Annotated in this window: 13 protein-coding genes; 9 read left to right on the top strand and 4 right to left on the bottom strand. The window is 70.2% G+C overall.

All coding sequences use genetic code 11. The annotated features are described in order from the left end of the window. The coding region (locus EJK15_RS62975) for an aminotransferase-like domain-containing protein (RefSeq protein WP_138719866.1) at positions 1-1,092 on the top strand (1,092 nt) is incomplete at its 5' end. Positions 1,093-1,163: 71 nt separating this feature from the next. Continuing rightward, on the top strand, positions 1,164-1,883 hold the full coding sequence (locus tag EJK15_RS62970) for a hypothetical protein (RefSeq protein ID WP_138719865.1): 720 nt from the start codon (positions 1,164-1,166) through the stop codon (positions 1,881-1,883). Here the strand turns inward: EJK15_RS62970 and EJK15_RS62965 are convergent. Both EJK15_RS62965 and EJK15_RS62960 read right to left on the bottom strand, forming a co-directional pair. Beyond that, a complete protein-coding gene (locus EJK15_RS62965; protein ID WP_206062071.1) occupies positions 1,834-2,985 on the bottom strand; it encodes a DegT/DnrJ/EryC1/StrS family aminotransferase in 1,152 nt (383 codons plus the stop codon). The two genes, EJK15_RS62970 and EJK15_RS62965, sit on opposite strands and share 50 nt — an antisense overlap. Next, positions 2,982-4,064: a GNAT family N-acetyltransferase gene (locus EJK15_RS62960; protein ID WP_171075300.1), complete on the bottom strand. Its 1,083-nt coding sequence runs from the start codon at positions 4,062-4,064 to the stop codon at positions 2,982-2,984. Before EJK15_RS62960 ends, EJK15_RS62965 begins: the two co-directional genes overlap by 4 nt. A gap of 164 nt (positions 4,065-4,228) precedes the next feature. Here EJK15_RS62960 and EJK15_RS62955 point away from each other — a divergent pair, with 164 nt between their 5' ends. The 3 genes from EJK15_RS62955 (at position 4,229) to EJK15_RS62945 (ending at position 7,588) form a co-directional block, all read left to right on the top strand. Then, a complete protein-coding gene (locus EJK15_RS62955) occupies positions 4,229-5,254 on the top strand; it encodes a phosphotransferase family protein (RefSeq protein WP_138719864.1) in 1,026 nt (341 codons plus the stop codon). A gap of 35 nt (positions 5,255-5,289) precedes the next feature. Further along, on the top strand, positions 5,290-6,051 hold the full coding sequence (locus tag EJK15_RS62950; protein ID WP_138719863.1) for an SDR family oxidoreductase: 762 nt from the start codon (positions 5,290-5,292) through the stop codon (positions 6,049-6,051). 148 nt (positions 6,052-6,199) lie between these two features. Beyond that, positions 6,200-7,588, top strand: coding sequence for a GH39 family glycosyl hydrolase (locus tag EJK15_RS62945; protein WP_240777990.1), 1,389 nt, complete (start codon positions 6,200-6,202; stop codon positions 7,586-7,588). Positions 7,589-7,627: 39 nt separating this feature from the next. Here the strand turns inward: EJK15_RS62945 and EJK15_RS62940 are convergent, their stop codons facing one another. Continuing rightward, entirely contained in the window at positions 7,628-8,224 is a 597-nt protein-coding gene (locus tag EJK15_RS62940) for an MBL fold metallo-hydrolase (protein ID WP_138719862.1), read from the bottom strand. A gap of 144 nt (positions 8,225-8,368) precedes the next feature. Between EJK15_RS62940 and EJK15_RS62935 the strand changes: the two genes are divergently transcribed. Continuing rightward, on the top strand, positions 8,369-9,067 hold the full coding sequence (locus tag EJK15_RS62935; RefSeq protein WP_240777989.1) for a nucleoside/nucleotide kinase family protein: 699 nt from the start codon (positions 8,369-8,371) through the stop codon (positions 9,065-9,067). Positions 9,068-9,127: 60 nt separating this feature from the next. Here the strand turns inward: EJK15_RS62935 and EJK15_RS62930 are convergent, their stop codons facing one another. Next, on the bottom strand, positions 9,128-9,772 hold the full coding sequence (locus EJK15_RS62930) for a TetR/AcrR family transcriptional regulator (RefSeq protein WP_138719860.1): 645 nt from the start codon (positions 9,770-9,772) through the stop codon (positions 9,128-9,130). Between the two features lie 58 nt (positions 9,773-9,830). Between EJK15_RS62930 and EJK15_RS62925 the strand changes: the two genes are divergently transcribed. From EJK15_RS62925 to EJK15_RS62915, 3 genes are all read left to right on the top strand, one after another. After that, positions 9,831-10,124 carry a hypothetical protein gene (locus EJK15_RS62925; protein WP_138719859.1) on the top strand — a complete coding sequence of 98 codons (294 nt, stop codon included), beginning with the start codon at positions 9,831-9,833 and terminating at the stop codon, positions 10,122-10,124. Further along, positions 10,124-10,987 (top strand): class I SAM-dependent methyltransferase, encoded by an 864-nt coding sequence (locus tag EJK15_RS62920; RefSeq protein WP_138719858.1) that lies wholly within the window; start codon positions 10,124-10,126, stop codon positions 10,985-10,987. Before EJK15_RS62925 ends, EJK15_RS62920 begins: the two co-directional genes overlap by 1 nt. Positions 10,988-11,134: 147 nt before the next feature. Beyond that, positions 11,135-11,446, top strand: a 312-nt coding sequence (locus EJK15_RS62915) for an LGFP repeat-containing protein (RefSeq protein WP_420847177.1), incomplete at its 3' end; no start/stop codon positions are given.

Raw genomic sequence — 11,446 nt, 5'->3', positions numbered from 1 at the left:
CCGTATGTCCCGGCCCCGCCCGCGCCCCCGGCCGGCCGGATCGACCTCACGGCGGGCGAGCCCTGGGTACGCGACTACGACCGGGCGGCCTGGCGGCGCGCCTGGCGCAAGGCCGCCGACCTGCCGCCCGGCGCCGACCCCGACCCGCACGGCCTGCCGCGCCTCAGAGAGCTGCTCGCCGACCACCTCCGGCGGGCGAGGGGCATGGCCGTCGGCCCGGAGAACATCCTGGTCACCCGGGGCACCGGCAACGGCCTTGACCTGTGCGCCATGGCCCTGCTCGGCGCCGGCGCCCGGGCCGGCGTCGAGGACCCGGGTTATCACGTGGCGCGGACCGTGTTCGCGGCCCGGGGCGCCGAGGTCGTGCCGTGCCCGGTGGACGAGGACGGCGTGATCGTTGACGCGCTCCCCGGCGACCTGCGGGTGCTCTACACGACCCCGGCGCACCAGTACCCGCTGGGCGGGCGGCTGCCGATCCCGCGCCGGGAGCGGCTGCTGGCCTGGGCCAGGAGCACCGGCGCGACGATCGTCGAGGACGACTACGACGCCGAGTTCCGCTACGACGTCGCCCCGCTGCCCGCCCTCTACGGCCTCGACCCGTCGCGGGTGGTGCTCCTCGGGACGCTCTCCAAGACCCTCTCGCCCGACATCGGTGTCGGCTGGCTGGTCGGCGACCCCGAGCTGGTCGGCCGGATCGCGCACCTGCGCCGCAGCGTGGCCGACCGCACCAGCGGGCCCGTCCAGCAGGCCGTGGCGACCCTGCTGGAGCGCGGCGACCTCGACCGGCACCTGCGCAGGATGCGCCTCGAGTACGCCCGCCGCCGCGCCGCGGTCGTCGAGCTCCTCGCGCCCGTTTGCCGGCTGCGCGGCGACACGGCCGGCCTGCACGTCCTGGCGGAGCTGCCCGCGGCCGTAGTGCCCGCCGTGGTCGAGCGGGCCGGGGAGCGCGGCGTCCTGCTCGACTCCACCGGCCGCCACCACCACGGCCGCGAGCGGCTGCACGGCCTGGTGATCGGCTACGGCTCCGCCTCGCTCGCCGACGTCAGGCGCGGCTGCCGGATCCTGGCCGAGCTGATCAGGGACCTGATCTGAGTACCAGGCCCCCGCGCCTCTGAGTACCGTGCCTCTCGCGCTCGGCGTGCCGGGAGAGCAGGCTGGCACGTATGAAATGGTGGTTACTGCTCGTCTCGCTGATCGTCACGCTGATCACCGTCTGGCTCGTCCTCTACGCGGGCGTGCCGCTGACCACCCTCATCTCGCTGGGCGTGGGGGCGATCTGCTTGCTCTGGCTGCTCGTCATCCTGACCGTGCCGTGGAACCTGTGCTTCGCCGCCCGCCACGTGGTCCACGAGATCCAGGCGTCCAGGGAGGCCGGCATCGAGGTGGCGCCGAGCCGCGAGGACGAGGCCGGCAGCATCGCCCGCCGCATGCTGGCGCTCGCGGTCTCCGGTCACGTCGTGTCCGCCGCGGTGATCGCGGTCGTCACGTACTTCTCCGGAGCGCAGGTGGGCTACTACTTCGCCGGCTTCTACCTGCTCGCCACCGGATTCCGCCCGATCGGGGCGTACACGTCGCACCTGCGCGACCGGGTCAGGACCCTGGGCCAGGAGATCCGCTACCCGCGTGCGGACGTGATCGCGCTGCGCGACCAGGTGACGGAGCTGAACGCCTCCACCGAGCGCCTCTGGGAGGGGCTCAAGCAGGTCGGAGAGGACCTGGCCGCCGCCCGCCATGAGCTGGAGCTGGCCGACCACGACCTGGGGCGCAGGATGACGCTCATGACCCGGCGCTTCGACGAGACCGTGGACGGCCTGAGCGACAGCCAGGAGATCATCACGGGGTTGAGGGCGTTCCTGCGGCTGGTCCGGGCGGACGCTCCGTAGGGGGCTCCAGGTCGCGGAGCGCCGCGAGTGAGCGGTCGGCGTACACCGGGTCGACCGGGAGCACGTGCCGCGCCCACCAGCGCGCCGGGGCAGGGTCGGGGGACGCCTCGGTGAAGGCGGGCGCGTAGTCGTCGTACGGCGGGTCGTACAGGTAGCCCGTCGCGACCCCGCGCCGCTCCAGCTCGGCGATGGCCGCGTCCCTGTCGCGCACCAGCAGCGGGACGCGGAACAGCGGCTGATCCGCGTGGTCGCGCACGGCCGGCGCGGCGGTGGGCAGCTCGGCCAGGCGGGCGACGCCCGCCAGCCGGCGCCCGCGGTCGGCGGGGACCTTGGCCAGGCGCCTGGACTGGTACCAGCGGGCCAGCCGGCCGCGGCGGGCGCGGTAGTCGTGCAGGTCGGCGCGTACCCAGGGGTCGAAGGGCGGCAGCTCGGGGACCTCCTTGAGCACCCGCTCCAGCCCGTCGGGGTCGAGGGCGATGCGGTAGCCCTCGCGCTCCTCCTGCATGCCGAGGGCGCGCATGAGCGCGAGCGCGGGGCGTACGAGATCGAGCTTGAGCGCCGCCTGGCGGGCCATGGAGGTGGCCACGCCGATCAGGTCGGCTCTGAAGGAGCCGGGGGTGAGCAGCTCGTCGCGGGCGCGTTCGAGGGCCCGCAGGTCGGACTCCTCCGCCACGGCCAGGACGCCGCCGGAGCCCGCTCCCGGATGCTTGGAGAGGCTGAAGACCGCCGCCTCGCCGAACGTCCCCAGCGGCCGGCCGTCGATGCTCGACTCCATGGCGTGCGCCACGTCCTCGATGAGGATCTTCCCGGCGAAGGCCGGGGCGTGGTCGGGGAGGCCGTACAGGTTGGTCGTCAGGACGGCGTCCACCATGGACAGATCGACGCGGGAGACGTCGATGTTGCCGTCGCGGGGGGACAGCGGCGCGATCACCGGGCGCAGCCCGGCGGCGAGCACGAGGAACAGGATCTCGTCGGCCGAGATGGGCGACATGAGCAGCCGCTGCCCGGGCCTGCACCAATGGCGCAGCGCCAGGTAGAGGCCGAGGCGGTTGGAGGGGAGCGACAGACAGTGACGGCCCGTACGCGTTGCGATTGATTTCACCGCTGTATGACAGTACGGAAGCGCCCGTAGGTTTTCAACGCCTTGTCAGCGGTTTTGAGCAGCAGCGGGCTGGCCATCACGGTGGCGCGGGTCTTGCGGACCGGCACGCGGATCATCCAGTGGACGCCCGCCGCCGCGCTGGCCCTGGCCACCCGCCCCTCGGCCACCTCCAGCTCGCCGTTCTTGAGCTTGTCCTTGTATTCCTTCTGCCCTCGGCCCATGTCGATGACCTCGATCCCCGCCTCGGCGGCCCGCTCGGCCATCGCCAGGTGGTGGATGAGGCCGGGGGAGTACCGGGCGTACTGGGTGTCGTAGGCGGGGAACCAGCCGGCCAGCGTCGTACGCGTGCGCACCCCGAAATGCCCGGCCACCGGCTTGTCGTCCACGTAGACCATGTCGAGCACCCCGGCGAAGGTCTCCGACTGGGTCGCCAGCAGCCGCTCGACCAGCTCGACGATCCACCGGTGCGCGAACCTGTCGGTCCGCCCCGTGCGCCGGTATTGGTCGGTCTTCCAGCCGAGCAGCGTGTGCAGCGGCTCCAGGTCGGTGGTCGCGTAGTCGTGGCGCATCGTGCCGGCCTCGCGCTGGAGCTTGCGCGACTTGGCCAGGGTGGTCTTGTACGTCTTGCCGGAGTGCTCCTTCAGCGACGCGGTGTAGCGCTCGTAGCCGTCGCGCAGGTCGATGATCGGCGACGGGTGCCGCTCGTTCCGGTCGCTCAGCATCGGCTGCCCGGACACCAGGTGGTCGAACTCGTAGACCGACAGGCCGCACTCTTTGATCAGCCGGCGCGGGTCGATCTCGAAGTCCTTGACGTGGACCAGCCCCTGCGCGTCGGTCAGCCCCGCGGCGACCGGCTTGCCGATGCCCATCGGATGCCGCTCGAAGGGGAAGAAACCCACGATGTCAGGACCGTCGTAAAGAACGGCGACCTGTACGACATCCCGGAGTTCGCCCACCGTGATCGTGAACTCTGGGGACAGGAAGGGGTTGTCGAAGGCCGGATCTGAGTCCTGCAGAGCCCGCCATCGGCTCACTTCGTGTTGTCCCAGCTCACGGGGAAGGGCAAGGGTGACGCGCATGGGCTCCTACTGACGGCATGCACTCTCTGTCCAGCATGCTGACAGGGCAGACGTGTACTGCCCTAGAGTAAGGGATCTCGTTGATGCTCATTCACGCAGCTCCGGAACGTTACACAACTGCCCGGCTCGCCTTGAGAGACCGAGTGACGTTCTAATGTGTGTCCATGACCGTACCTGGCATTGACCGGCCCCGCCTCGTCGAGTGGATGGGCCGGAACGTGCCCGACGTCGGCGAGCCCCTGTCCGTCTCCCTCATCTCCGGCGGCAGGTCGAACTTGACCTATCTGGTCGAGGCCCGCGAACGCCGGCTGGTGCTGCGCCGCCCGCCGCTCGGTCACGTGCTGCCCACCGCCCACGACATGCGGCGCGAGTGGCGCGTCATCTCGGCCCTGGCGCCCACGCCCGTGCCGGTGCCCGAGCCGGTCGCGTTCTGCGGCGACGAGGACGTGATCGGGGCGCCGTTCTATCTCATGGGGTACGTGGAGGGCGCCGCCGTACGGACGCGGGAGGAGCTCGGCGACCCGGCGCCGGAGCAGGCGCGGGGGCTGTCGGAGCGGCTGGCCGAGGTGCTGGCCGCCATCCACGCCGTGGACTACCGCGAGGTGGGGCTGGGCGACTTCGGGCGGCCGGAGGGCTACCTGGCCAGGCAGCTCGACCGGTGGTGCCAGCAGTGGGAGCGGTCGAAGACGGCCGATCTGCCGGAGTACTACCGCCTCGTGGACCGGCTGCGGGAGCTGCTGCCCGCCGGCTCGGCCAGCACGCTGGTGCACGGCGACTACCGGCTGGACAACACGCTGATCCGGCTCGGGGATCTGGAGATCATGGCGGTGGTCGACTGGGAGATGTCCACGCTCGGCGACCCGCTGGCCGACCTGGGGCTGACGCTGACGTACTGGCACGACCGGGGGGACGAGGAGCGGGCGCGGATCCCGGTGGCCGGGGACGTGACGGTCGCGCCCGGGTTCATGAACGCCGCCGAGTTCGCCGGGCACTACTCGAAGGTGTCGGGGCGCGATATTTCGGATCTCGGGTTCTATCTGGCTTTCGGCAACTTCAAGCTCGCGGTCATCGTGGAGGGTATCCACGCCCGGTTCCGGCAAGGTAAGACCGTGGGGGAGGGCTTCGAACGCATCGGCTCCGCCGTACCGACGCTGATCTCCCGCGCGCACCGCATGCTCGACCAGCACTGAACCTCGCAACCGGGACCCCGCAAGGAGCGAGCGCCATGAGCACAGTTGCATTGATCACCGGAGCGGCGAGCGGCATCGGCGCCGCCACGGCGCGGCGCCTGTCGGCGGGGGGCGTCAGGTGCGTCCTCGTCGACCTCGACGGCGAGGGTGTCGAGAGGCTGGCCAAGGAGGTGGAGGGCGCCTGGCTGGCCGCCGACGTCAGCCACGAGGAGACCTCGCTCGAGGCCGTCGAGCTGGCCGGGCAGCGCTACGGGCGGCTGGACCTGGTGCACCTCAACGCCGGGATCTCCGGACGGGTGAACCTGGCGGAGTTCGACCTGGCGCGCTACCGCCAGGTGATGGGCGTGAACGTGGACGGCGTGGTCTTCGGCGTGCGCGCCGCCGTTCCCCTGCTGCTGCGCTCCGGCGGCGGCGCCGTGGTGGTCACCTCGTCGCTGGCCGGGCTCGTGGGCTTCTCCGGCGACCCGATCTACACCATGACCAAGCACGCCGTCGTCGGCCTGGTCAGGGCGCTGGCCGAGCCGCTGGCCGCGCAGAACATCCGGATCAGTGCCGTCTGCCCCGGCTTCACCGACACGCCGCTCGTGGCCGAGTCGCGGGAGACGTTCGTCAACGCCGGGTTCCCCCTGCTCACCGCCGAGGACGTGGCCGCCGCCGTCGAATCCGCCTTCTACACCGACACCCCGGGCACCCTCCTGATCGTCCAGCCTGGCAGGCAGCCGGTACCGTACCGTTATGCCGGGGTTCCCGGACCTGCCGGGGGCCAGCGGCCGCCCTTGGGCGAGGTCACGGGGTAGGAGCTCCCGTTCGCGGACTCGGCGGGGGCAGGCGGCGGGCCAGCGTAGATTGTCCACAAGTCACCTGTAAGTGGGACGATTAGCGTAATCAGGGCTGCGCTATGGTCAGCTCTCGTCGTTACGGTTCGCGACTCATGAGGAGCCTTCAGTGATTCCGACCGACGGCCGACACGCGCGCCGGCGATCGCCCTGGCCGATCGCCCTGGGAGCAGGAATTCTCGCGGTCGCCTTAGTGGCGGGCATCATGGTCTACGCCTCGGTCCAATCCAAGCCCCGCAGCGCGTTCACCGGCAGCGAGGTCGCCACGAAGGTGCCCACCGAGCCCGCGCCCGAGCTCGAGCAGCCACCCGCGCTGGAGAGCTGGCCGCGCTGGGGTGTCACGCACACCCAGTACAGCGTCACCAACGAGACGCAGGGCGTCGTGGAGCAGGCCAGGGGCTTGTTCGGCCGGGTCCCGATGCTGCAGAACCAGCACATCATGGGCTGGGGGGTCGGCAATCCCGAGCCCAGCCCGGGGCAGTACAACTTCCGCGACCTCGACCGGCGGCTGAAGTTCATGTCGTCGTCGCGGGCGGTGCCCGTGATCACGCTGTGCTGCGCGCCGGACTGGATGAAGGGCGGTCAGGCCGGCCGTACGGACTGGAGCAAGAACCACACGGTCGCGCCGGAGCCCGAGCACTTCGACGACTTCGCCAAGCTGGCCACCCGGGTCGCCAAGCAGTACCCGACCGTCAAGCACTACATGGTGTGGAACGAGTTCAAGGGCTTCTGGGACCCGGCCACCAACCAGTGGGACGCCAAGGGCTACACCGAGATGTACAACAAGGTCTACACGGCGCTGAAGAAGGTGAACAAGAACATCCAGGTCGGGGGGCCGTACCTGTCGATACAGAGCGAATCCGCCTCCGATGAGTCCGAGCTGAGCGGTCCGTGGGGGGCGGTCGACCAGCGGGCGCTGGACGCGATCGAGTACTGGATCGACAACAAGCAGGGCGCGGACTTCATCGTCGTCGACAGCGCGTCGATGACGAACGACAAGGGGAACATCCCCGACGACTTCGGGGCCCTGGCGAAGTTCAGCGCCATCACCACATGGCTGCGGCAGAAGAGCGACGACCTGCCGGTGTGGTGGGCCGAGTGGTACGTGGAGCCGGAGAACTCGGGATGGACCGAGGAGAAGCGGACGGCCGTGCAGGCGGTGGCGCTGATGGAGCTCGCGAAGAGCGGCGTGACGACGGCGCTGTACTGGAACCCGCAGAAGAAGGACAAGGGGGACTGCGCGGGCTGTTTGTGGTCGCCCAAGGTGGGCGGGGAAATGCCCATGGCGGGGTTGCTGAGCGGGTTCACGAAGTGGTTCCCGTCGGGGGCGCGACTGGCCGAGGTGCAGTCGTCGGACCAGCGGGTGAGGGTCCTGGCCCAGGATCGTCAGATCGTGATGGTGAACACGTCGGATCAGGACGTGACGGCTACGGTGGATGGTCGGCAGATCTCTTTGGCACCGTACGAGATCAAGTGGTCCGGCCGGGGCGGCGAGTAACTTCCCCTCGCGCACCCACCCGTTGCCTCATCTCAGACCTCAGACCGATTCGCCGGGCGTCAGATACCGGTAGCCGCTGCCGGTCTCCTTGGCGAGCCAGCCGTTGACGCTGCCGAGGCCGCGATCGTTGATTTGGGCGTCGTGTATCGGGAACGCCCGCTGCGGCTTGATCGCCTTGACGAAGTCGATCGCCTCCGCCATCTTCATCCACGATCCTTGGGCCGGAACCAGCAGCGTCTCGATCGGCTCCTCGGGCACGTGCAGCGAGTCACCGGGATGGTAAATCGCCTCGTCGACGATGTAGCCGAGGTTCGCGCAGTCCGGTCGGCCGCCGTAGATGAACGCGTGACGCCCACCGACCGCCCGTACGCGGAAGCCGGCGGCGGTGAACTCCACGCCGGAGGACACCCCGGTGACCTCCAACCGTGGAATGTTCGCTTCGGCAGGGGCGTAGACCGGCACGCCGAGCGCGGCCAGGCGAAGGACATCGATGTGATCGGCGTGTTCGTGGGTCACCAGCACGGCGTCCGCGCCGGTCAAGGCAGCGGGCTCGCTCCATGTCCCGGGGTCGATGACCAGCACCCGGCCGTCGTGCTCAAGCCGTACACACGCATGGGTGTATTTCGTGATCCGCATGGCGCCCAAATGTACGCGGGCGTACTGTTTCACGCCGACGCATGAGCGAGCAGAAGTATCGTTCGGTATATGCCGGATCAATCGCCCCTCCAGTCCACTGGCGCAGATGAGCGCATTGGAATCGGTCCACAGGTCCAGTACTCGGTGTCGACCTGGCAGCAGCCGTGTCCACCCCCGGCCTCCGCGGAACGCACCGCCCTGGTGAAGCAGATCGCCGACCGCGTCGCGGCGTGTGGCAGTGGGCGTCTGCTGGTGGGGATCGACGGTTTCACGGCCTCGGGCAAGACGAGCTTCGGGCACGAGCTGGCCGAGGAGATCGCCCGGACGGGCCGGCCCGTGCTCCGCGCATCCCTGGACGACTTCAAGAGGCCGTGGAAGGACCGGCACCTCTACGACCGGGAGTCGGGCGAGGGCTACTACCGCAACGCGTACGACTACGACGCGGTCAAGCGGCTGCTGCTCGGCCCCTGCCGCTCCCCGGAAGCGATGCAGTGCGCGCTGTGCAGCATCGATCCGCTGACCCAGCTGGATCATTCGGCCACCGAGACGCCGCTCGCCGCGGACTCGATGCTGATCGTGGACGGGGTGTTCGCGTTCCGGCCCGAGATCGACGAATACTGGGATTTCCGGATCTGGCTGGACGTGGACGCTGAGCTGTCGGTGCGGCGTGGGGCCGCCCGCGATCAGGATTGGGCCGGGTCCGAGGCCGAGTCGATCCACCGGAACCGGTACCTGGTGGCCGAGCACATCTACCTCGACGAGGCCGACCCCCTGGGGCGCATGGACGCCGTCATCGACAACTCGACATTCGGCCACCCCCGCCTGGTCTCCGCTACCCGCTGAGATCGCATCCCCCGCAGGGGATGTTTCCACCTCACCGCTGTGTCAGCGGCTTGAGAGCCTTCAGGTTGAGCTGTCGAGGATCGCGGCGGCCACGGTGTCGACATACCAGCGCTGGTATCGCTCGGGCGGCCAACCGCGTTGCCGTACGAGCCAGTCGTAGTTGTGGACGTCCATGGCCAGCCAGAGGACGTCGGCGGCGCTGTCGATGTCGTGGTCGGACCGTAGGCGGCCGGTGGCGGCGAGGTCGGCGGCGAGCATTTCCATGCCGCGTCGGCGGTCTTGAAGGTTCTTGTGCCAGATGGCGGCGGCGTCGGAGTCGGCGGTCGCGGCGCCGGCCAGTGCGAGCATCACCTCTGCTTGGCGGGTGTGGGTCTCGGTGAGGTGGCGGGCGTAGCGGGCGAGCTTGGCCCGGGGGTCGGCCAGGGCGCGGATCTCGGCGACGAAGGGCCGGTCGGGCAGGCTGCGCGGGTCATCGTCGCCCGCGATGGTGACGTCGATCAGCTCGGACAGCAGCTGGCTCTTGCTGCCGAACACCGCATACACGGTTTGGATCGCGACCCCGGCTTCGGCGGCGACGGCGGTCAGCGGTGTGGCGGCGTAGCCGGGATCGACGAACAGCTTGCCCGCGGCCTCCAGGATCGCCCGGCGGGTCTGGCGGGCCTGATCCTGCCTGCGCGCTGACTGATATCGCCTCTTGACAGCCATGCTCGAAGTGTAGTGCTCTATTAGATAGAGTTTCGCTCTATCAAAAGGGGTGGGTGCGGTGCCGTTCGGAGTGCTCCAGGAGATGCCCGACGTCAGCGAGGAGGAGTACCGGCAGGTGGAGAAGCACCTGGGCCCGGATCGTCCCCCCGGGCTGCTCGCCCACGTCGCCGGTCCGGTCGAGGGCGGTTGGCGGATCATCAATATCTGGGAGAGCGAGGAGGCGTTCCGCCGGTTCCAGTCGGAGCGGCTGATCCGCGCGGCCGGCCTGGCCGCCCAGGACGAGGGCTTCGATCCCGGCAAGGCCGCCGCGTTCCGTTCGGTGACCGTCGACGGCACCGAGATGCCGTTCTGATGCCCGACACCGACACCCTGCGGGTCCGCAACCACGCTTTCTGGACACAGGCCGCGCCCGGTTGGATCCGTCATGCCGACCGACAGGACGAGGCCGGCCGGTCCTTGGGCGCGGCGGCGATGGACTGGCTGCGGCCGAAGCCCGGCGAGCGGATCCTCGACGTGGGCTGCGGCTGTGGCGGCACCACGGCCGAGTTGGCGGCGGCGGCCGGGCCGGGCGGTGAAACGGTCGGGGTGGATCTGGCCGAGCCGATGGTGGCCGCCGCCAGGCAGCGGTTTCCGCGCGAACGTCACCCCGGCCTGCGGTTCGTCACGGCGGACATCGAGACGGTAGAGGCCGTGACGGGCGCGCCGTTCGACGCGGTGTTCTCGCGCATGGCGCTGATGTTGCTGGCAGACCCGGTTGCAGGGTGCACGACGATCCGGCGTTCGCTACGCCGGGGAGGCCGCCTGGCCGCGACCGTGTTCCGTGACGGGGCCGCCAACCCGTGGCTGCCCGCGGCCACGCTCGGCGCCGCACCCCATGTCGGGCCGCTGCCGCCGCTGCCGATGGGCGATGAGCCCGGCCCGTTCGCGTTCGCCGACCCGGGCAGGGTGAAGCGCATCCTGACCGCCGCCGGCTTCGACGCCATCACGGTCCAGCCACATGACGTCACCCTGGACGCCCCCGACGAAGGCGAGGTGGTGGCCGAGTGGCTCATCGAGATGGGCCCGGCCGGCGCGGCCTACCGGGCCAGCGCGCCACCTGGCCGGGCCGCAGCCCGCGCGGCGGCCGCCCGGCTGTTCGAACGGTTCCGCGAGCCCGGCGTCGGCTACCGGTTCCCCGTCGGGATTTGGCTGATCACCGCTGTGGCCACACCATGATCGCGACACGTGGACGACAGTGCGCTGCTGCGGTCGTGTCGATCACCGGGGGTGCCGCACGCTTGGCGCGCCCCGAAGAAGCCTCACCACCAGAATCGAGACGATCGCATCATGGCAAGTGCCGGCACCAGCCGTACATCCACCGCAGTGACCTTACGCCGCGCGCTTTCGGTCAGCACCCCGCTCGCGCTGGCCGCAACGCTGTGCGCCGGGGTCCCCGCCCATGCCGGCACCGCAACGGCGACCACCACGGCGGCCGCGACGAGCGCCTGCGCCATCCAGCCCTACGGCCTGATCGGTGCGCGGTGGAGCGAACTCGGCGGTGAGAACAGCGCGCTGGGCTGCCCGCGCACCTCCGAGGTGGACGTCTACCTGAACGGCGTCTGGGCCGGACGCAGGCAGACCTTCCTTCGCGGGCAGATGGTCTGGTCTCCCCGGCAAGGGCCCAAGATGGTGGTG

The sequence above is a fragment of the Nonomuraea basaltis genome (assembly GCF_005893125.1).
GTDB lineage: Bacteria > Actinomycetota > Actinomycetes > Streptosporangiales > Streptosporangiaceae > Nonomuraea > Nonomuraea basaltis.
This window is presented reverse-complemented; position numbering and strand designations above follow the sequence as displayed.